We start from the raw sequence: 21,956 nt of genomic DNA on the forward strand, positions 1-21,956 counted from the left end.
AACAAAGTAGTCCAACAAGGTTTTTAATCTAAATGGTAAATATAAAACAATAAAATATACTGATGAAATATTATTTCATTAGTTTAGGTGTCAACATGGAATATGAAACAGAATACTCAATCAATAATATTGTTCAGCAAGATGCAGCGAATTATCTAATTAATATGATAGCTCACCCTCAGCCAAAACGAATTCTAGATATCGGCTGTGGCAGTGGCAATGTGACTCATAAATTAAGTTTAAAATATCCTAACGCCATCATTGATGCGATCGATCCATCAGAAAAAATGATTCATATTGCAAATAATAATTACCCATCATCAAATTTCAATTTTATATGTAAAAAAATTGAGGATTTCACGTCCGAACATAACTATGATTTAATTTTTTCTAATTCATCTTTTCAGTGGTGGGAACGACATGATACTGCATTAAGCAGGATTGCTGATTTACTTGCTTCCAATGGCGTTGTCGCAATTCAAACACCTTATAGGGATTTATGGTGTGAAGAAATAATAATACTTGTAGATCAAGTTTTTGAGATGTACTTCCCCAATTTATATAAAAACTTCAACTTTCCTTGTTTACATTTGGAGACAGAAACACAATTTAAAGACTTACTACTTCACTCAGGGTTAACGCCAACCACAATTAAATCTCACAGTTTTACTTATAATGTGACGAGTGAAGAATTATTTAAAATATTTAAATCTGGTGCAGTCAAAGTCTACACATTAAATGATAACTTTAACATAGACGTCCCTACCGATTTTCAAACTGAATTTCTTAAAAAATTCAAATATTTAATTAGTAACAATAATGTTAGAACATTATCCTTGCACCGAATGCTACTCTTATGCAATTAATTTAGGATTATCTAGCAACATTAATAGTATTATTATGCATGGTTTTCAGTCTCCATAAATATAGTTTTATTTTAAATATATTTAAACTCTCTTTCATCATGTTTATTTAAACAAATAGAACACCAATAATAACTGTAAAGCACAAAATAACAAGCAATGAAAAAACATACTTGTACCCCATTTTGATAAGTCAGAATTAGATTTATTGCTTAGCTTACTTTTACCAACTAATATACGACGCAAGCCAAATATAAGAAAAATAAATAATACTTCAATATTACTCGATATTGCATAATCAATTTTGTTGAATCCAGCTATGATACGGATCCTTTCTAACTGAGAATTCTTGAAAATCAGCCTGAGAATAATAACAATAAATAGTATAGCCAATGTGGTAGCCATCATAATCTCAGTTCTTGTATTATCACAGCGTCCAATATGGCCGTTATAATACTTTCATCACTACATTTAAACACATGACCAAAAAAGTGTGCCGTTGGTATCAACTTAACTTCAACGCTGACTATAGATAGATCATTAATCATATTCATACCTGTATAATTAAGTTCTAAATTGCTAACGTAAATGTCATCAAAACAAAACAAAATACCTATTAAGTGTAAGAACCAAGCCTATAATGCAAACTTAACACAACAAAATAGCCAAGATCAAGTAAGATATTGAATTTGTTAGCTTAAAAAATATAACAATCGGACATAAAGGTCTAGCTAACATAAACGACTAAATATTTGCGACACGGATCTAAGATAGTAAATTTATTTGTATCATAAATAGGACAAAACTGATGAAGCATGATTTATTAACTATTGATAAAAGATAACCACTAAACAGCTTAGTTAGCTTAATAACCTATATTAAAGTCAATACTTGAGCGAATTGGACCTTTCATTCAGTTTGCTATTTATTGGTTCGTTACCACATAATGATAACGCCACAACCGATTTTTCAGGTTGAATTTGCTTTTAATGTTATCTTTATATAACTTTCAGTCTAAGTACTTATTTTCTGGTACTGTCAGGCTCTATTAATTAAACAATAAGAGTCTCAATAATAAACCCAATTTATTGGGTGTTATTACACTGTCTCTTTGGTAGTATTATAAATAGACTTTATTGTTTTTAAGGTATTGATATAAAATGAATTTATTTAGTGAAAGACTTAAGCAATCAATGGAAATACGTGGTATTACTGCGGCGATGATGTCTAGGGATCTTGATATATCTAGAGGGCGTATATCAAGTATGACAACAGGCCGCGTACAAGCACCACGTAAAGATCTACCTATCATAGCAAGGTATTTAGGTATATCCGAACTTTGGCTATTAAACGGAGAAGGCGAAATCGAAGGAGAGATAGTGTATTTACACGAACTTCAAGATGGAGAGTTAGTTAAAGGCAAAAGTTTCATTAAATTAAGACATGTAGTCATCAACAAAAACCATGTAATTGTTGATTCATCACGCATTGATGCATTTCCTGATGAATTATATTTCATATTGGCGATCAATAAAAAGAGTGATGGATTATATCTTTTATATAAAAACGAGAAGTACTTTTTATCACATAGGATGGATAATATAATAAATTCGGATTGGACAAGTCTGTCTGAAGAGAATATCGAAGATGTTAAAATTATTGGATATGTTGATGCATTTTTCAATAAAGAATTATATAAACAATAACACTTATTACGAGATAACTTGACCCCTGCTTAGCCCCAAAGGGAAAAGCCGAGGCCATAAAGGTTGAGCTGGGTCAGTACTTTACTTCAGGTCCACTGCGCACGTTAACGTTTGCTAAAAACTATCAAGATTCACAAATGATAAAAGCGGGGTATCCAATCGGGTATTTCCGCTTTTTTATACCCACGGATAACACCAAACTTAAATGTTCCAAATGCAATGCTTGATGAGGTGTATTATAACTCACCTCCCAATTCAATTACGGTATGTCGAATTAAAGAATCTTTTACTTCAAATTTCACCCTACCGGTAATGCCATTCACATCAATCGCAACCAACTCTACATCACCATTTAAATATTCAGGTAATTTTAATCGTAGAGATTTTGTTTGCGTGGATAACCATTGCCCGTTTAAATACCAACTCACCTCTCCTACAGCGCCACTAACATTCACCATTAGTTGAATAGGTTCTGGATCTAAACGATACAGTTGCTGCTGATCTTCAATACCCCCAATAATTAATGCATCAGCTTGCTTGGGGATAGCTAAACAACGGGGAGAATATTTGGGAATACGCGCACTACGTTTTTCGCGATAAGATAACCATGGTTCCATTTGGCGTGGCCACAGCGTCACTTTCTGACGAATACCCGATAACGCACCACATTCACTAGATAAACGTAATTTTGTAATCGCATCTAATATCACGGTTTGTTGCGCTTGATGAAAAGCTAACCCAGACTCTACTTGCAAGGTTCGTGGCGTCACCCCTTGTTTAGTTAATGCAAATAAGCGTCGATCACATTCTCCTTTCGCCAAAGTAACTGATCGCCCATCTGGCCAACAAATCTCTTTATCAATCACGCCCAAAGGACGTTCAGGCTGTAAATGCTGACCGTTTAACATGTCCAGTACAGTAAACAAAGCAGGGGCTGCAGTTTTAATACCTTGTGCGTCTTTGAGTGGTTCACCACTGGGCCTGCCGACCCAAACCCCAATCGTATACTCTGCAGTGCTGCCAATTGCCCAGGTATCCCGGCTTGCCCAACTCGTACCGGTTTTCCACGCTAATAATGGCCGTTTTTCGTTTGATAAGCCCCAGCGAAATTGCTTAGGAGCAGTCACGCCTGTTAACGTTTTCCAGGTTATCCAAGCTGACTCTTCACTTAATAATCGGCGCCCTTTAACCCTTGATTTCGTCGCTAAAGATTCGAAGACTAACGGGTTAACCCATCCACCATTAGCAAAGCTCGAATGTAAACCGACTAAACTTTCTAAAGAAATACCAGCCCCCCCTAAAATCACAGCGGCACTCGCTTTGTTTTTTGGAATAGTGAGCGGCTGTAAAACATGTGCAAGTTTGTTCACAAACAACTGCTCACCATAGGCTTCAATCAGTTGCACAAACGGAATGTTTAACGAACGCTGTAACGCATCGCTCGCCGTCACTGGTCCAGCAAATCCTTTGGTAAAATTACGGGGACGATAACGAGAACTTAATCGAGGCACATCCGCTAATAGCGATTGTGAATGAATTAAATTTTGATCAATTGCCAAGCCAAATAACAGCGGTTTTAGCGTCGAACCCGGAGAGCGAATTGCCTTTACCATATCCACATGCCCAGCTCGACTCGCATCTTGCATGCTCGCAGACCCAACATAACTAATGACATGTTGGTTATGATTATCAACCACCAGTACCGCCATTGAAACGCCATCCCCGATCAAGCTGGCATAACCTTGCACGTAAGCACTAATTCGCTGCTGTAATTCACGCTGGATATGGGTCTTTATTACTTTTTTTTCTGGATGCTTTTGATGCAATCGTCTAGCTAACAATGGTGCAACAAAAGGCTGCTGAGGTTTCCATACTGAGATAGGTTCTTGCATCACTTTAAGTGCTTTTTGTTCACTCCACAGCCCAAATTTAACCAAGCGTTTAATTACTTTATTACGGGCTTGAGTAGCACGTTGTGGATAACGGTCAGGACGATAACGCGATGGCGCTTGTGGTAATACCGTTAATAACGCAGCTTCTGCAGGGCGTAGTTGTGATGCGGGTTTGCGTAAATATTGGTAGCTAGCGGCTTGTACACCTTCGACAGTCCCGCCGAAGGGAGCATGGTTAATATATATCGTTAATATTTGCGCTTTACTGAGATGCCATTCTAATTGTAGCGCGCGTAATACCTGTTGTAATTTACCCAATAAACTACGCTGATGAGGGTGTAATAAACGCGCAACCTGCATTGTAATGGTTGAAGCGCCTGAAACAATACGTTGATGATAAACATATTGCCAAGTAGCCCGCACAAAACTAATCGGGTTAATACCAGGATGCAGATAAAAATAGCGGTCTTCATAAGTAATTAAGGCATCAAGATATTCTGGCGATACCTCGTCAAGGCTAACTTGATAACGCCAAACGCCTTTTTTGTCTGCAAACGCTCTCAGTGGATAACCTTCATCATCCAATACCACACTGGCAAACTCTTTCTGTTGGTCAGGTAATGCCAGTGGGTAAATAATGTTGAAAACCCATAAACTGGCCACAACAAACAGCACGCTAAGGAGTAGGTAAACACCGCGACGTTTGAATTTATTAGCCATGTGATTAAGGTTTTTCTTTCACATTAATTTGTTTAATACTGCCCCCGACACCACGCACAGACGGCTTGTACATGGACTCCACTTGCACGGCAGGGAACACATAACTTCCCGGATTTACCGCACGCGATAATACATAGAGAGTTTGTACACGTTGTTCCGGTAAATCAACCGCAGCGACATAACGGTCGTCTCTAAACTCTTCATGCGCTATATCTGCTGCAATTACGATTTTCTCACCGTCAATGGTAATTTCAGCAATTTTTAGACTATTTAATAAATTCTGGTTTTCTAATTCAACCCCCGCAGGCATTAAGCTCACCACTAATGCATCAGGTACGCGTACATCACTGCGTAATGTGATACGCGTTAATAATAAATCCCCTGAGTGCAATGTATTGCTATCCGCTAATTTGGTCGCTTCGTTATTGTTTACTAAAAAGTGTGCAGTTTCGACACGAATTCCTTTATAAACGTCATAATCAGCTTGTTTTTTCACCCCCATCCAATCAAACGAAACATAAAGTGGTAAGTCGCCTGTATTAGTAAACGTCGCCTGAAGTTCTTTAGTGATATCTATATCTTGGCGGTATACACCATTTTTGTGTAGCGTGGTTATTTGTTTATTAATGGTTAAATCACCCTGCCACGGTTGCTCGTTATATTGCTGTTGTATCGTCATCGCCAATAGCAAAATAGCGCTACGTTCTTGGGTGCTCAGCCATTGCTGTTGCTGTATTGCCGATACTAACTCAGGTAGCATAAGCAATGCATGTAGTTTTAATTCCTCATTCACTAAGTCACTAGTAACCAGCGCATCAATCACCATTGCTTGGTCACGTATTTCACTGCCGTAGTCCCCAAGATAAGAATTACTTCTTTTTTTCTTTAATGCTTGCAAGATCAATGTGCTGCCCTCCTTTTCACTGCCAGTCATTAGCATCGCTAAACCAAGGTGTACACCGGGTAATTTACCCTCGGCATTAAGGAGATCTTGTTCTGCAATATCTCGTAAAGGGCCGAGGGTGATCTTGGCTTGCTTGGCTAATACATAAGCAGCATAAGCGCGGTAAGCTACATCATAATGTTGTGGGTTGCTTGACCATATTTCAACTTGATGGCGCGCGCGCGAAGTTACATAACTTTCTAAACGTTTAGTCGCACTATTGAGCATCGCATCAGGCACTTCCATGCCTTTATCTTTGAGGTTATAAAGAAACTCAGTAGCATAAGCCGTTAACCAATGTTCCTCTTTCGAGGTTTTACTCCATAGACCAAAGCTGCCATCGGCGCGTTGCAATTCGCGATAACGCTCAATCGCACCTTGTGCTTTTTGATTAATATCATCAACACTTACGTCATTAATACTCGTCGCCTTACCATCTTGTGTTAACACTGCTGCAAATGGACGTGATTTACTGGTCGTTTGCTCTAAACAACCATAAGGGTACGCTGTTAAATAACGCCAATGTTCTGTGGCATTTAAGTTAGGGCTTAAACCAACAAACAGTTGTAACTGTTGCGTAGCATCTATAAATGGTGCTAACGCTTGGGCCGGTAAGTGCAGATTATCACCTGGCATCAACAGGGCTTTTTCACGATTAAATTCAGCGGCCTGTGTTGCGCGTACAGGTAATGACCATTGACGCTCAATAACCTCATCCGCCATCACAAATTTAGCTTGCAACTCTCCAACACCTACATCTTGTAGTGCTTGTAAAGTGAAGTGTAATGTCTGTTTTTGATTTGGCTCGAGAGTCAGCGATCTTTTGTTATTTTGGCTAGCGAGTTGACCCGCTACATTTAAAGAAAATTCACCTTGTAGTAACAGTGCGGTCACGTTACTGACATCCAACACTATTTCACTACGATCACCGGTTGCCATAAATTTAGGCAAAGCCACTTGTAATACTACCGGTGACGTGACTTTTACAGTTGTTTCAACTTTTGCAAACTGTGCGTTATCAAAAGCGACTACAGTTAAATTTAACTCGCCATCAAATACTGGTAATTGTAATGGTATTTCTGCCACCCCATCTTTTAACGATACAAGACCACTAAATAAACTCACTATTTTCGCTTCGTTTTTCGATTTTTCTCCCCCTCGGGTTAATGCCGCATCACCGCCCCAACGAAGACTTGCTTTATCGGCTAACAGTGGCGTCATCACTTGATCGTACATATCGGTGATAACACCTTGGTATTTGCGCTGACCGTAGAAAAAGCTATATGGGTCTGCTACTTTATATCCCGTCACGTTTAATACCCCTGAATCAACAGCAGCTAATGTTACTTTGGCGTGACCAGATACAGGATTACCAGTAGCATCGTTTGCTCGTACTTTAACAATAACTTGTTGATTAGGCGCCCAACGCTCTGGTACATCCAGTTTGAGATCAATATGACGTTCTGTACGGGTAAGGGGTAAATGAATAATACCAAAACTACGTTTTGACACAGACTCACTGTGTGTTTTAGAAGGGGCAATAACAAATGCGGTGATGTATGCATCATGACGCACCAAGCCTTTAGGCACGGTTAGTTTCACCTCAGATTCGCCATCGCCAACCTCAACCTGCTGCTGAAATAATACCGAGTCTGTTTCAATGGTGATTAATGCATTACCAGCATAAGGAGCGGCAATACGTAAAAGCAAGGTTTCACCGGGTAAATAACTCTCTTTATCTAACGCTAAATTAACCCGATCAGGTCGAATGGTTTTGCTGTTGTTTTGCCAATCATTATACCAAGCCTCACCCGCTCGAAAGTGATAAATGGTTTTACCACTTGTTTCAAGATCCGTTAGCTCTAGACGGTAACCCCCCCACTCAACACTTAGATCCAATGTTAATGGTTTTTTGTCGACAAAACTGAGGATCTGACTATCAACCACATACTCTTTTTCAATACGCTCATAGTGCCAGCCATTATTATTGTTGTAAGTCCAAAAATAACGTTTCTCTTCACGTATTAGTTCCGTTTTCACTTCACCTTGTGTAATCGGGCTGGCATTTTTATCTAGTTTCAATAAATTAAATTGAATCGAACTATTGCTCGTAGACTGAGCATTTTCAAACCCTGGTTTTACCGCTATAAAACTCTTTTTTGGCCAAAGTAGACTATCGTAAAAACGGTTTATGGCACGCCCACCACTTTCAAACAAGCTATAATGTAGGCGTACTTTCGTCGGTATATTCCAGTTTTCCCAAGGTTGTTTCACTATACTGCTATGTTTACCAGTGTCATCAAGCATGGTATCCGCTAATGCAAAATCGACTTTTTTGGCACCATTACTGTCGCCAATATAATAATCAGGCCACTGTTCAAAGGGCTGTGTCCACGCTGAAGTGTTGCCACGTGTTTCAAGGCGGTTACCAGCAGCGGGTGCCCCGTATAAATACTCACCTAATACCAGCACGTTTAGTCCTTGCTTAGGACTAAACTTTTGTAACTTATCTGCTTCACCTAAGGTTAAACGCAGACGTTCAGGTAAAAACTCTTCTACTTTAAAATGAAAACGAGCTTGATAATTGTTATCCGCTCTGGTTGTTACTTTTGCTTGCCAGTTACCTAAAGGGGTCGATTTTGGCAAATTGACACTGTATTGGTAATAACCATTTTTACTATCCGTTGCTTTCAGCCAGATAGATTTGTATTTACTCCCATCGGGTTTATACAACTCAACACTTACCTGCGAACCATCTACCTGCCCATCAGCATCTCGACGCAATATACTCAGCGTAAGTGTTTCACCGGGTCGGTAAATATCACGCTCAGAATAAACAAATAACTGATTATCCCTGAAGGGTAAGTCCCCGACATTAAAATCGGTTAGATCAAAGCGCGGATTTTTATAAGGTAGTACTGTGACCTCTTTGCCTTTACGAGCTACAATTAACGATAAGTTTTTGATATTTTTTACGTTGACGACGCCTTGCTGATTAGTTGTTTGAACAGCATAACGTTGCGATTTTCCATCCAGTAGAGCCACCTCGATCCCTTTCAGTGGTGCACCTGTTTTTATGTCTTGGGTAATAATATGCATTTCTTTAGGGAATTGGCGTATTTGTAAACCTATCGAAGAGACCGAGAACCATGTGGCGGCATCAAACTCAAACACTCCAGGTTTACCCAAAGTGGCAAAATAAACCCCGCTCTCATTTGCCCAATCTTTATCCGCAATGGAGAAAGAGGTCACCTGCCGCTGATTGGCTTTACCTGCTGTTTTAACACGCGCTGTATAGAGGTGCTCAACCATCTTAGCGCGATTATCGTTATGGTAATAATAAGCACCACTACTTGCGATTTGTTTATACTGTTGCAAGAAATTGGCTAACTCGTTCAATTTAACACGATAAATATTAAGATCAACTTCAGGCACATTCACCGAATATATGCCTAAATCATCGGTATGTCCCGGTACTAAAATTGCGCCCTGCTGTGATTTAAAACTAATCAAAGGCGCCATTGCGCGTGTATTAACGGTTTTCTGATAAACGTCTCTTAGTTGGCTGCCATGCTCGGCTTTTAAGCCTGCGATAACGTTGATTTGATATTTTGTTTCAGGATAAATCCCGTTATATTGCAATTGTCTGCCATCTGCGCTTAACACAGGGCTAACTAGCGGTGGTGTGATTTCAATATAATTAGAAAAATTTTGATTAGCTTCAATCGGAGCGTTAAACAAAAAAACAATCGCATTACTTTTTCCAACTTCTCGTTCAGACACATCTAATAATTTTAGTTGAACCGATGAATAATCAATTTCTTTAGCTGAAGTGGAAGTGTTCAACGTCGACTCAAGTGCAGCTGGAATATTATTTGAGTTACTTTCACTATTATTGTCACAACCGAATAACAGCCCTAAAAAGATCGTTATGATACAAAATCTATTAATTACTTTCATTGATAACCTTACTTTACAACGTTAGAAATAGCTCGTTCAGAAAGAGTACATTATCTGGTTCGTCGAACAACGAGGTTAAGTTTATAATAATAATCACAAATTAACATTAATTTTATCGACGTCTAAAACCTCAAATTCAGAACACATCAAATTAATGGTCGACGCTGAGTCTACCTGGTTAACGAAACAACTCGGTATGCCGATTGGGGAATACGCCGGAATTTTTATAGGGAGTGAATATCAGAACAGGGTGCGGATAGTAGCAGTAAACAAGTCACAAAACGGGGGGACAACTTAACCCCAGCTACACTATGAAAGTAAAACTGGCGCTAAGTAACAGATATTAAATATCGTTTAACTATTTTCTAATAAAAGAATTAGAACGGCATTTTCATACCTGGTGGTAATTTCATACCGCCAGTAGCGTCAGCCATTTTTGATTTGTTTTCTTCTTCAACACGGCGAGCAGCATCGTTGATTGCTGCAGCGATAAGATCTTCTAACATTTCTTTATCGTCTTCCATCAATTCTGGATCAATTTGCACACGACGTACGTTATGGCTACCAGTCATAGTGATTTTAACCATGCCTGCACCAGATTCGCCAACTACTTCCATGTTAGCTAGTTCTTCTTGTACTTTAGCCATTTTGTCTTGCATTTGTTGAGCCTGCTTCATTAGCTGACCCATTCCGCCTTTACCGAACATATTAAACTCTCTTTATATCTGACTGTTGCGAACAACAATAAATAAATACCGATTGCTTCGCATTGAATATCCATACTATATGGGTATCATTGAAAAAATTTCAAGGTTGCTAACTCGTTATGACAGCACAATTGAACTATCATCAATAACAGCGCCGAGACGGTTCATAAAGAACTGAATATACTTATCATCATACAAGTTTTTAGTCGCATTCGCTAAGCGTTGTTGATAAATTATTTCTTCAAGTTGCGCTGGCGTTGATTTATTTTGGTTTTCACCAAAGTTAATCACTAGCTCAACGGGCTCTGATAATACTTGCTGCAGCGCGTCACTTAACTGCTGACGCGACTTGTCATTGGCAAAATAGCGTTGGTCTGGATTCATGGTCAAAGTAATACGACCAGGTTCCTGCTCCATCACACTGTGCAGCGCCAATTGACGTACACGACCACCTAAACTCATCTGATTAATGTAACAACACCACGGATCATTCTCATCACGTAGCTTATTGTCTAACGGTGCAGTTGCCGTTGATTTACCTGACTTCTGCGCCTGAAAAGCCGGTGACAAATCATTAATATCAACCTTAACCTGACTAAAGCGGTCGATTTGACGAATCGCTGGCTCAGCAAAGCCTTGCGCGGGATAAGCACTAGGCTCTGGCATTTGGTTATGATAACCACCCTGCCCCTGATCTTGGTCTTGATAATTGCCTTGACCTTGAAAGTTGCCTTGGTCTTGGTACTGTCCTTGATCTTGGTGATTATTTTGATAACCGCCTTGGTCCTGATAGGAGTCAAGCGGTGGTAACTCTTGCCATGCCGGTGCAGACTGTTGCTGTGCTTGTTGCTGTGCTTGTTGCTGCATAGGTTGACTTGCAGGTGCGTTAAAACGACTCTGCATAGTGGGTGTATGCTGTATAACAGGTGCTACCGCTTTTTTCGGCGGTACATACGACGATGGAGCCTGTTCACTCTTCGCCGCTGTCGACTTTTTTGCAGTTGTACCTAAACGACTGCGTAAAAAATTACGGGTTTTACGTCCTTGGTCAACACTGTTTTCCGCTACCGGTGCTTGCGCAGGTACTTGACTCTGTTGTTGCGGCTGTTGCTGCGGCGCAGTGCTTACTTGTTCATGCTGAATTGGCGCAGCTTGTGTCAGTGCCGTATTCATCGGCACAGGCGCAGCATAATCCAGTGGCGCTACACTTGGTGACTCAATTTGCGGAGCAGCATAGTTTTGCGGCTCAACGCTCTGTGGGTCAGCGATTTGTTGTTCCACACTTTGCGGCTCAACATGCCCCATCGCTTGCGCTGCTTGTAATAGCTCGTTTTGCTCTAGGTTTAAATTCGTAACAGCTTCATCACGCGGCTCTGCAGCTGGTGCTACTGGTTGCGGCATTGATTCTGGTACAGGTTGCTGTACTTGCTGAGGTGCTTGCTGTTGTATCTGAGCCGGAACTGGAGCAGCAACTGGCGTTGTAGCTTGCACTGGAGCTTGAGAAACCACGGTTTGCTCAATCGGCGCTGCTATTATCGTTTCAGTCACAGCAGGCGCGATTGCGACAGGGGCTGGCGTTACATCTCTCTCTGGTGCTTGTAAACGCCCTTGTGGACGGAACGCTAACATACGTAATATAGTCATTTCTAACGCACTACGTGGATCAGGAGCTAATGGCAGTTCTTTACGACCTGTTAAGGTGATTTGATAATATAACTGTACATCTTCTGGCGACATATCATCGCACAAGGCTTTCACTTTATCGGCATGTTCAGTATCAACCACTGACGACGGCAAAATTTGCGCCATGGCAATGCGGTGTAACAAGCTTGCTAACTCCACGTGAAGTTGGTCAAAGTCAGGCCCTAACGAGCTGATTTCAGCAATTTTAGCCATACACTTGTTAGCATCGCCACTGACAATTAAGCGCAGTAACTGCAGCATATGGCTGTGATCTAACGTGCCCAGCATATCTAGCACTGTCTGGTATAAGACTTCACCAGAACCATGTGATAACGCTTGGTCGGTCAAACTCAACGCATCACGCATACTACCATCAGCCGCTTTAGCGATTGAATTTAATGCTGATAATTCATACTGGCAATGTTCCCGCGATAAAATATGCACTAACTGCTGAGAGATCTGCTCAGTCGTTAGGCATTTCAAATGAAACTGCAAACAACGCGATAAGATCGTAATCGGCAGTTTTTGTGGATCGGTTGTCGCTAGCAAGAACTTCACATATTCAGGGGGCTCTTCTAACGTTTTTAATAACGCATTGAAACTGTGCTTAGAAAGCATGTGTACTTCATCGATTAAGTACACCTTAAAACGGCCACGAGCAGGCTTATATTGCACATTATCAAGTAGCTCACGGGTATCTTCTACCTTGGTACGTGAAGCCGCATCAATTTCAAGCAGATCCACATAACAGCCTTGGTCAATCTCAACACAGGTTGAACATTCACCGCAAGGTGTACTGGTGATGCCTTTCTCACAGTTTAAGCTTTTGGCGAAAATACGGGCGATAGTCGTTTTACCAACACCACGCGTACCACTAAGTAAATAAGCATGGTGTAAGCGGTCTTGCTCTAGCGCATTAACTAAAGCGGTCAGCACATGTTGTTGACCAACAACTTGCTGAAAATTATGCGGGCGCCATTTACGCGCTAAAACTTGATAACTCATAACAGTTCAATGATTACTTAATATTGATAAGCACTAATATGCTCGGGACTGAAAATAGCGGGCAGTCGGCCACCAGCTAATCATATTTATTACGATGGTTAACATTGTAGCGGACTATTCGCCTTCAAAATCAACTAATTTGGTAATATTAACATTAAGATTATTTAATACAGCTTCACCACCCAAATCAGGTAATGAGATAACAAATGCAGCCTCTTCAACAATACCGCCAAGCTGACGAATTAAAGATACAGTCGCAGCAACAGTGCCACCCGTCGCTAATAAATCATCAACAATAAGTACTTTATCGCCAGCGTCTACAGCATCAACGTGGATCTGTAATATATCGGTACCGTATTCAAGTTGGTAGCTTTGCTCGATTGTTTTACGCGGTAATTTGTTTGGCTTACGCACTAAAATAAAGCCTAAACCTAGCGCTTTAGCAAGCGGCGCACCAAAAATGAAGCCACGCGCTTCAGTACCAGCAATCTTGGTAAAACCAGCATCTTTAAAACGCTCGGCAAGTAAGTCGATAGTTGCAGCGAATGCTGGACCATTTTCAACAAGACTTGTAACGTCGCGGAAGATGATACCTGCTTTCGGGTAATCTGGAATTGATTTAATACTGTTTTTAATAAACCCGAGTGTTTCTTGGTTCATGTTTCAACCTGTTAATTTGATGAGCTATATGTCATATAGCCAATTAAGTTGGGTATAAAACATGCGCTCAATATATAGAAATAAGTGATTACGATAAATTTTATGTAACTGCTTGTTGATATGCAAGCAAGTATTAAGATTAACGCCCTTTTGAAGAAATTATTATACGATATATTTGGCAATTGTGGTTAATTCTGTTTTAATCGCTCATTTTGCCAACGCAGGACAATAACATGCGCGTAGTTTTAGCCCCAATGGAGGGCGTTGTTGACAATTTGATGCGCGAGTTACTGACCGCACAAGGCGGTTACGATTTATGTGTAACCGAGTTTATTCGAGTTGTCGAACAGCTATTACCAGAGAAGATTTTTTACCGTTATTGTGCCGAATTAAACCATGGTTGCCGCACACAATCTGGTACGCCAGTACGCATTCAATTATTAGGGCAACATCCAGAATGGATGGCAGAAAATGCGGTTCGTGCCATTGACCTTGGTTCTCACGGTTTAGATATCAACTTTGGCTGCCCGGCGAAACAAGTTAATAAGTCATCTGGTGGCGCTGCATGTTTACGTGAACCAGAACTGGTGTATCAAATCGTTAAACAAGTACGTGATGCCGTACCCGCAGAGCATACCGTCAGCGCCAAGATCCGCTTAGGTTGGGAAGACAGTAATCAAAAGTTAGAAATTGCCGATGCGGTGCAACAAGCAGGTGCCAACGAACTAACGGTTCATGGTCGTACCAAAGCCGATGGTTATCGTGCAGCTGCAATTAACTGGCAAGCGATTGCCGAAATCAGGCAGCATGTTTCAATACCAGTGATTGCCAATGGTGAAATTTGGAGTCATGCCGATGCTCAACGTTGTTTAGAGGTGACTGGTTGTAATGATTTAATGGTCGGTCGCGGTGCATTAAACTTACCAAATTTAGGTGAAGTGGTTAAATACAACAAAGCACCAATGCCTTGGGCTGACGTGATTGTTTTATTGCGGAACTACTGCCAATTAGAGATCCGTGGAGATAAAGAAAAGTATCTACCCAACAGAATAAAACAGTGGTTTAGCTATCTACGTAAGCAGTATCCTGAAGCGGTCGACTTGTTTACCGAATTAAGAGCCTTACGTCAGTCAGAAGAAGTGATTAATACACTGAACAACTACCAAGTATGATCCTTTAAGGGATCTTGACTCTATTAAAGACCAGTGTTAATAATAGAGCTTAAACTCATATTTATGCATAATTCAAGGATGAATTACCGTTGCGTGTTACCATAAAAAAAGCCCTTATTAGCGGTATAATTCTGCTGCAATTTGTCACGCTCACCACATTATTGCTTTCAAGTTACATCTCAAATCAGCGTTCATTTAATGCTCATGCTCACAAGTTAATGATTGATTATGCTGATAATATTATTGCTAACTCGAAACGCTTTCTTGATACTGCAGAAGCGACAACATTATTAAGCAGTGAATTACTTCGTTCAGATGTGTTATCGATTAATCGCCCCGATGATCTCAGTTTATATTTTTTCCAGCAATTAAAACAATCACCACATATCTCAGGGATCTATTTTGCCAATACCAACGGTACCTTTGTCCATGTGCAACGCGAGCAAGGTTTCACAGAGCCATTATTTTCACGAAAATTAATTACCTTTGAGACTAATAGTGCACTAAATTCATCACATCTCTACACTCATGATAATAACTTTGCACAACTTTCCGTAAAAACAATAACCAACGAATCCTACGATCCACGCGACCGAATTTGGTTTAATAAAGCACTGGATAACGATGCGTTATCTTGGACCGACCCTTATGTGTTCTTTTCTTCACGTAAACCAGGGATCACCAGTTCAATGCCGGTTTATAACAAAAATAAGCAGTTAATCGGTGTCATTGGCGTCGATGTGTCATTGGCCACTATTTCATCATTTTTCGATAACCTTGACCTAGGCGAACACAGTACCGCCTTTGTCACCAATCGGCTCGGTGAAATAATCGCCTATCCCGACCAAAAGATCATTCAAGACACCGCTAATGAAAGTTTACGCTTTCCACGCATCAATGAAATTAACAATCCAATCGCCTTAACCGCATGGCAAGCGTTGCAAGAAAAAACCCAATTGTTTTCGACCGGAGGTACTGCAACAGCCGTGACATTTGACTTCGACAACAATACCTATCATGGTTTATTTAAAGAGTTTACCCATCATAAATGGCCGTGGATCATCGCGATTTACATGCCAGAAAAATTCTTTCTCAGTGACTTAATTGATAATCAAAAATTGAATATTTTATTTGGTCTCGTGATCAGTATTATTGCCTGTCTCACCTCATTCTTTTTTATTAATCACATTACCGACTCACTGCGAAAAATAAAAATAATTGCAGAGAATATCCGTTGCGGTCAATTTATTAAAACCAATATAGCTGAATCCACCTTTGTAGAACTGCAGCAAACGCAATACGCCTTCAACAATATGATCGATAGTTTGATAGCATCACGTAAAGAAAATGAACAGCTGCACTTAATGTTAGAAAAAACTAATGCCGAAACCATTACTCGACTTGGCCTAGCAGCCGAATATAAGAATGATTCATCGCCAAACCACATTCGACGGGTATCGCGTTATTGTGAGGTAATTGGTTTAAACATGGGCATGTCAAAAGACAAAGCCAAAGAGTTACGCGCTGCCGCAAAATTACACGATATAGGTAAGATAGGTATTCCTGAACAGATTTTATCAAAACCCGCCGCACTAACAACGCAAGAGTTGGTCATGATGAAAACAGCGCCAGTGATTGGCGCAAAGATTTTGCAAGATGCAGAATCAGCCACACTTAAACTCGCTCATGATATTGCGCTAACTTTACACGAACACTGGGATGGCAATGGTTACCCGAACCAATTACAATATCATGACATCCCATTATCAGCGCGTATTGTTGCCGTTGTTGATACCTTTGATACCATGATCCATCCTCGTTGTTACAAAAAAGCGATCCCAATTGAGATCGCCATTAATAAAATACGAGAATTATCCGGCAGCAAGTTTGACCCTAGCGTGATCGCCGCGTTTGACAGCTGTTTAATGGATATACTTAATATCTATAAACAGTTATCACCGAGTGTTGAAATTAATCAACTACCTCGGCGATGCCAATAGACAATATTCTGTCACGCATATTACGGCTTTATTCGACGATTAAAATATTGCCATCAACAGCAACTATTTTAACCCGTAGCCCAGTATCGAGGGCTTCAACCGTCGCAGAGTCACTTAAGCGCGCGTTCCAATTAATGCCTGAATGACGCACTTTACCACCATTAATAGTGACGGTCTCACTCACTGGCACCGTTTGTCCAATCATGTCACTACTGGTATCTGGTACGAATTTATCACCTTGAAAGTGCTTAAGCGGTTTCCATAAAAGCAGCGCACTAAGCCCTGTTAATAGCCCCACAGAGAGGACTTCGAGCTCCCAGCCAGCAATCACACCCAAGTTAACTAATAAGCCAGTCGCGAGGCAACCAAGACTAAAAAACAACAGCGGACCACTTAAACCAATCACACCCAGTTCAACGACTAACGCAATCGCCCCAATAACATAAAGTAATTGATCGTGATTATTTTGTAAGTAATCGATTAATGAATCCATTTCGTAAACTCCATTCAATGGTTACCCCAGCGTGTTATTCCGATAATTTTAATGCGCTAGATATAGCAATCGCTTGCGCGACCGTATTACCTATATTCTCGCTGGTTTTGCCGTCTGTTAATATGACAGAACCTTCGGCGGCAATGGCTTTGTGCGCCGCAATCGCATCTTGGGCAAGCGTTAAACGTACAGCTTGCTGCCCTTCACTGGTTATTGCTGCAGCACCAACCACACTTAACGCGGCAGAATCGGCATTCGCGACCAATCTAATTGCTTCTGCTTTACCTGTTGCGGTCAAAATTTGTGACTCTTTACTCGCTTCTGCTGCTAATACCAGTTCTGCTTTTGCGGCTTCAGCATCGAGAACCCGGGCTTGTTTCAAACCTTCAGCTTTGGTAATCGCCGCGGTTTTAACACCTTCTGCAGTCAGGATCACGGAACGTTTTTCACGCTCTGCCGTCATCTGCTTTTCCATGTCTTCTTTGATCGAGGTAGGAGGCGTGATGTCTTTAATCTCATAACGCGTAACCTGCACACCCCAAGGTTGGGTCGCATCTGTCATCGCGGCCAAAATACTCGCATTAATCTTATCGCGATTTTGAAAACATTGATCGAGTTCCATCGAGCCAATGGCATTACGCATTGTGGTTGTCGCTAACTGAATAACCGCTAATTTATAGTCGGTAATATTATTCGTTGCAGCAGACGCATCAATCACTTTCATAAACAAGATGCCATCAATTTCTAGTGAAATATTGTCTTTGGTGATAGCGAGTTGTGACGATATGTCTAATGATTGTTCTTTTAAGTTACGATCTGCAGCAACCTTTTGCACAAATGGAACGATAAAATTAAGACCCGCTTGTAATGTGCCGCTATAGCGCCCAAACGTATAAATAACATAACCTCTATTTTGCGGAACAAAGAGTATGCCTCTTTGAATTGTGTATATCACCACAACAGAGATCCAAAGCCAGGGTGTTAATAGTATGTCAATTGCAGTTTCCATAAATGTGTATCCTTAGTAGTTGATGTTGCTTGGCAACCATTAAATCATTATTGAGCGAAACGAATGCCAGTATTGTTTATTTAAACAATACCTTATTGTAACCCGCTCCAATAGTAAAAATGCTTATAAATGGCCACTAAAGTCTAATTTTATATCTATATTTAGATATTACATCCAAAATTAGCATCTAAAATAAGAGCAAGAACACTCGCATTCGTTAATTCCAGTCTTAACTGCTCCGATGTTTAGTAAAATAAGGCTGTTTTGAGCGTAAACGAACATTTATATATTGAGACCTGACGCTTCGGGCAGTAATATAAGCACCTATTTGAACGTATGTATTTACTGTGTAGGGAATGTGATGTCATTTATACGAGGCTGTTTAGCGTTTATCTTTTGGGTTATAAATTTATTATTTTGGGCGACCCCCATCATTATTTTAAGCCCAATCAAATTACTGCCAATTAAAGAACTACAGACTCTTTGTTCTTCATTGCTAGTTTACTTGGCAAGTAATTGGATCAAGGTTAACGGGGTGATAGAACGCCTAATTCATCCAGTAAAAATTCATCTGCACAATGCTGATGTCGAACTGTCTGAAAAAGAATGGTACATGGTCATTGCGAACCATCAATCTTGGGTTGATATCCTGATCTTGCAGCGTGTATTAAATAAAAAGATCCCCTTCTTAAAATTTTTCTTAAAGAAAGAACTTATCTTTGTCCCTTTCTTAGGCATGGCTTGGTGGGCGTTAGACTTCCCGTTTATGCGTCGTTATAGCACTGCTCAACTAAAGAAAAATCCGAAGTTACGCGGTAAAGATATCGAAATAACACGCAAAGCCTGCGCTAAGTTCAAATCAACCCCTGTCAGTGTGATGAATTTTGTTGAAGGTACACGCTTGACCACAGAAAAACATAACAAGCAAAAATCACCGTTCAAGCATCTGCTAAAACCAAAAGCAGGTGGATTAGCGTTTGCACTGTCTGCATTAGGCGATCACATACATAAAGTGGTTGATGTGGCAATTTATTACCCAGAACAAACACCCACATTCTGGCAATATATATGTGGTGAAGTAAAAGACGTACATGTACATATTAGCGTATCTGAAATTGATGCCAAGATGCGCGGCGATTACCAAAAAGACCGTGCATTCAAAATTGGCTTTCAGCAACACTTAAATGATATTTGGATAGAAAAAGACGCCATTCTAGAAACTATGGCACAAAGTCACACGTCAATCACAGACAAAAATAACACAGTAGAAACCAACACAACTAGTTCGACATAGGTCAAAAAAAACAGCTTCGTCAACGACATAACTAGCCGCCTTCTTTATTATTTTAAATAGATTAGGCGGCTTTTTATTACCCTCTCTTAATCTAAAGTCCACCGTGAACTTTATGAACAGAATAGCCTCAACGTCGTTAATTGCCATTATTTACAGTTTCCATCCCGTCACAACGTTGCCAATAACACTAGCGTAACATTGCACATTATTAACGTTAACCATTAAACCTATAGCGTTAACTATTCAACGATTTACTATTCAACAAGAAACACAAGGAATGGAAACCATGCTAAAGCAATTTAGAAAGCGTGTAGCCTCATCACTTATCGTGGCAAGTATTGCAACACTCTCATCAGCCGTTTGGGCCGCTGACTTAGATAAAATTCACTTTATTGTGCCTGGCGGTGCAGGTGGGGGCTGGGACATGACAGCTCGAGGGACTGGCGATGTGTTAATGAAAGCGGAACTCGTTGGAAAAGTCTCTTATCAAAACCTGTCTGGTGGCGGTGGTGGTAAAGCGATTGCCCACATGATCGAAACCGCGGCACGTCAACAAGACACCTTAATGGTTAACTCAACACCGATTGTGATCCGGTCATTGACCGGTATCTTTCCACAATCGTTTCGAGATCTAACCCCTGTTGCAACGACCATTGCCGACTATGGCGCAATTGTGGTCGCAGCTGATTCGAAATACCAAAACTGGCAACAAGTTGTTGCTGCTTTTAAAGAGGACCCACGTAAAGTAAAAATTGCGGGCGGTTCAGCGCGCGGTAGCATGGATCATCTTATTGTAGCAGCAGCCTTTAAAGGCGAAGGTTTTGATGCCCGTAAAGTGCGTTATATTGCTTATGACGCAGGCGGTAAAGCCATGGCAGCCGTGCTATCTGGCGAAACACCATTATTATCAACCGGTTTAGGCGAAGTACTGGAAATGTCGAGAAGTGGCCAAGTACGCATTCTGGCTATTACTGCACCAGAACGTTTAGCCGCAGCGCCAAATGTACCGACTCTTACCGAAATGGGTAACGATACGGTATTTGCTAACTGGCGTGGTTTCTTTGCTTCACCGGGTATCAGTGAAGAAAAGGTTGCTCAGTGGAACAAAGTCTTAAGAAAAATGTACAAAACCGACGAATGGGCAACAGTGCGCGATCGTAATGGCTGGATTGATAACTATAGAGCCGACAAAGACTTTTATGCATTCCTAGAACAACAAGAACAGCAAATGGGTGATTTGATGCGTGAATTAGGTTTCCTTAAATAAACTAATTCCCCCCCCCCATCATACAGCCACAGTAATCAATAACTTGTCACTGTGGCTTTCTTTTTTATTGGAGCATCTCATGCAATCCCCCCCTGTATCATTATTAAATCGAGACCGAGTAAGTGGATTAATATTCCTGCTTGCCTGCTTAATCTACGGTTATCAAACGACCCAAATTCAACTTTTCCCTGGTGACGAATATGAAGCATTCACCGCACGGACACTGCCTTATCTATTAACGTTCGCTGGCATCGTCATGTCACTGTTACTGATCGTTATGTCGCCATCACGTCCATGTGCAGATAATAGCTATGCAGAGCAAAGTTTAGACCAAGATTTAGATTGGCGTCTATTAGGTTCCTTTGTCATTTTAATGGTCGGTTACGGCATTGGTTTAACCTGGTTAGGGTTTGTATTGGCGACGAGTTTGTTCTTATTAATCGGATTTTGGCTACTTGGCGAACGCCGAAAAGCGGTGTTGCTTGGTGCTTCTTTCCCTTTTGTAACGCTTTTTTGGTTACTTCTTACCAAAGTTCTGGATATTTATCTTGAACCTGGTTACCTCTTTTTAAGCTTGTAGGA

General features: G+C 40.6%; 14 protein-coding genes. 7 read left to right on the forward strand and 7 right to left on the reverse strand.

What is annotated here, in order from left to right:
* The first annotated feature begins 95 nt into the window (after window positions 1–95).
* Window positions 96–866 (forward strand): methyltransferase domain-containing protein, encoded by a 771-nt coding sequence (locus HRT96_RS00500; protein WP_293150692.1) that lies wholly within the window; start codon window positions 96–98, stop codon window positions 864–866.
* 1,157 nt (window positions 867–2,023) lie between these two features.
* The gene (locus HRT96_RS00505; protein WP_293150695.1) at window positions 2,024–2,569 is read left to right on the forward strand and encodes a helix-turn-helix domain-containing protein; all 546 of its coding nucleotides are present in this window, start codon (window positions 2,024–2,026) and stop codon (window positions 2,567–2,569) included.
* Window positions 2,570–2,805: 236 nt separating this feature from the next.
* Here HRT96_RS00505 and pbpC read toward each other — a convergent pair whose 3' ends face one another.
* From pbpC to apt, 5 genes are all read right to left on the reverse strand, one after another.
* Window positions 2,806–5,181: a penicillin-binding protein 1C gene (gene pbpC, locus HRT96_RS00510; protein WP_293150698.1), complete on the reverse strand. Its 2,376-nt coding sequence runs from the start codon at window positions 5,179–5,181 to the stop codon at window positions 2,806–2,808.
* Window positions 5,182–5,185: 4 nt separating this feature from the next.
* Window positions 5,186–10,084: an alpha-2-macroglobulin gene (locus HRT96_RS00515; RefSeq protein WP_293150701.1), complete on the reverse strand. Its 4,899-nt coding sequence runs from the start codon at window positions 10,082–10,084 to the stop codon at window positions 5,186–5,188.
* A gap of 377 nt (window positions 10,085–10,461) precedes the next feature.
* Window positions 10,462–10,791: a YbaB/EbfC family nucleoid-associated protein gene (locus HRT96_RS00520; protein ID WP_006031819.1), complete on the reverse strand. Its 330-nt coding sequence runs from the start codon at window positions 10,789–10,791 to the stop codon at window positions 10,462–10,464.
* Window positions 10,792–10,908: 117 nt separating this feature from the next.
* Window positions 10,909–13,479 carry a DNA polymerase III subunit gamma/tau gene (dnaX, locus tag HRT96_RS00525; protein WP_293150703.1) on the reverse strand — a complete coding sequence of 857 codons (2,571 nt, stop codon included), beginning with the start codon at window positions 13,477–13,479 and terminating at the stop codon, window positions 10,909–10,911.
* Between the two features lie 114 nt (window positions 13,480–13,593).
* The gene (apt, locus tag HRT96_RS00530) at window positions 13,594–14,139 is read right to left on the reverse strand and encodes an adenine phosphoribosyltransferase (RefSeq protein ID WP_293141105.1); all 546 of its coding nucleotides are present in this window, start codon (window positions 14,137–14,139) and stop codon (window positions 13,594–13,596) included.
* A 233-nt stretch (window positions 14,140–14,372) separates the two neighbouring features.
* On the opposite strand from apt, the gene dusC reads away from it, so the two are divergent.
* A complete protein-coding gene (dusC, locus tag HRT96_RS00535; RefSeq protein ID WP_293150706.1) occupies window positions 14,373–15,311 on the forward strand; it encodes a tRNA dihydrouridine(16) synthase DusC in 939 nt (312 codons plus the stop codon).
* Window positions 15,312–15,400: 89 nt separating this feature from the next.
* Window positions 15,401–17,311: an HD domain-containing phosphohydrolase gene (locus HRT96_RS00540; protein WP_293150709.1), complete on the forward strand. Its 1,911-nt coding sequence runs from the start codon at window positions 15,401–15,403 to the stop codon at window positions 17,309–17,311.
* Window positions 17,312–17,339: 28 nt separating this feature from the next.
* On the opposite strand, the gene HRT96_RS00545 is transcribed toward HRT96_RS00540, so the two are convergent.
* Both HRT96_RS00545 and HRT96_RS00550 read right to left on the reverse strand, forming a co-directional pair.
* Window positions 17,340–17,804 carry an NfeD family protein gene (locus tag HRT96_RS00545; protein WP_293150712.1) on the reverse strand — a complete coding sequence of 155 codons (465 nt, stop codon included), beginning with the start codon at window positions 17,802–17,804 and terminating at the stop codon, window positions 17,340–17,342.
* Window positions 17,805–17,838: 34 nt separating this feature from the next.
* On the reverse strand, window positions 17,839–18,813 hold the full coding sequence (locus HRT96_RS00550; protein ID WP_006031832.1) for a stomatin-like protein: 975 nt from the start codon (window positions 18,811–18,813) through the stop codon (window positions 17,839–17,841).
* A 361-nt stretch (window positions 18,814–19,174) separates the two neighbouring features.
* Here HRT96_RS00550 and HRT96_RS00555 point away from each other — a divergent pair, with 361 nt between their 5' ends.
* The 3 genes from HRT96_RS00555 to HRT96_RS00565 all read left to right on the forward strand — a co-directional run bounded on the left by HRT96_RS00555 (window position 19,175) and on the right by HRT96_RS00565 (window position 21,954).
* A complete protein-coding gene (locus tag HRT96_RS00555) occupies window positions 19,175–20,107 on the forward strand; it encodes an acyltransferase (protein ID WP_293150715.1) in 933 nt (310 codons plus the stop codon).
* A 286-nt stretch (window positions 20,108–20,393) separates the two neighbouring features.
* Window positions 20,394–21,374: a tripartite tricarboxylate transporter substrate binding protein gene (locus HRT96_RS00560; RefSeq protein WP_293150718.1), complete on the forward strand. Its 981-nt coding sequence runs from the start codon at window positions 20,394–20,396 to the stop codon at window positions 21,372–21,374.
* 79 nt (window positions 21,375–21,453) lie between these two features.
* Entirely contained in the window at window positions 21,454–21,954 is a 501-nt protein-coding gene (locus HRT96_RS00565) for a tripartite tricarboxylate transporter TctB family protein (protein ID WP_293150721.1), read from the forward strand.
* Window positions 21,955–21,956 lie beyond the last annotated feature (2 nt).

The sequence above is a fragment of the Moritella sp. genome (assembly GCF_013215705.1).
Classification (GTDB): Bacteria; Pseudomonadota; Gammaproteobacteria; order Enterobacterales; family Moritellaceae; genus Moritella.

Excerpts from the sequence above, each read along its gene's own strand:
- HRT96_RS00500 (WP_293150692.1), top strand. The coding sequence starts at position 96 with ATGGAATATGAAACAGAATACTCAATCAATAATATTGTTCAGCAAGAT.
- dusC (WP_293150706.1), top strand. The coding sequence starts at position 14,373 with ATGCGCGTAGTTTTAGCCCCAATGGAGGGCGTTGTTGACAATTTGATG.
- HRT96_RS00550 (WP_006031832.1), bottom strand. The coding sequence starts at position 18,813 with ATGGAAACTGCAATTGACATACTATTAACACCCTGGCTTTGGATCTCT.
- HRT96_RS00520 (WP_006031819.1), bottom strand. The coding sequence starts at position 10,791 with ATGTTCGGTAAAGGCGGAATGGGTCAGCTAATGAAGCAGGCTCAACAA.
- pbpC (WP_293150698.1), bottom strand. The coding sequence starts at position 5,181 with ATGGCTAATAAATTCAAACGTCGCGGTGTTTACCTACTCCTTAGCGTG.
- dnaX (WP_293150703.1), bottom strand. The coding sequence starts at position 13,479 with ATGAGTTATCAAGTTTTAGCGCGTAAATGGCGCCCGCATAATTTTCAG.
- HRT96_RS00555 (WP_293150715.1), top strand. The coding sequence starts at position 19,175 with ATGTCATTTATACGAGGCTGTTTAGCGTTTATCTTTTGGGTTATAAAT.
- apt (WP_293141105.1), bottom strand. The coding sequence starts at position 14,139 with ATGAACCAAGAAACACTCGGGTTTATTAAAAACAGTATTAAATCAATT.
- HRT96_RS00545 (WP_293150712.1), bottom strand. The coding sequence starts at position 17,804 with ATGGATTCATTAATCGATTACTTACAAAATAATCACGATCAATTACTT.
- HRT96_RS00565 (WP_293150721.1), top strand. The coding sequence starts at position 21,454 with ATGCAATCCCCCCCTGTATCATTATTAAATCGAGACCGAGTAAGTGGA.
- HRT96_RS00515 (WP_293150701.1), bottom strand. The coding sequence starts at position 10,084 with ATGAAAGTAATTAATAGATTTTGTATCATAACGATCTTTTTAGGGCTG.
- HRT96_RS00560 (WP_293150718.1), top strand. The coding sequence starts at position 20,394 with ATGCTAAAGCAATTTAGAAAGCGTGTAGCCTCATCACTTATCGTGGCA.
- HRT96_RS00505 (WP_293150695.1), top strand. The coding sequence starts at position 2,024 with ATGAATTTATTTAGTGAAAGACTTAAGCAATCAATGGAAATACGTGGT.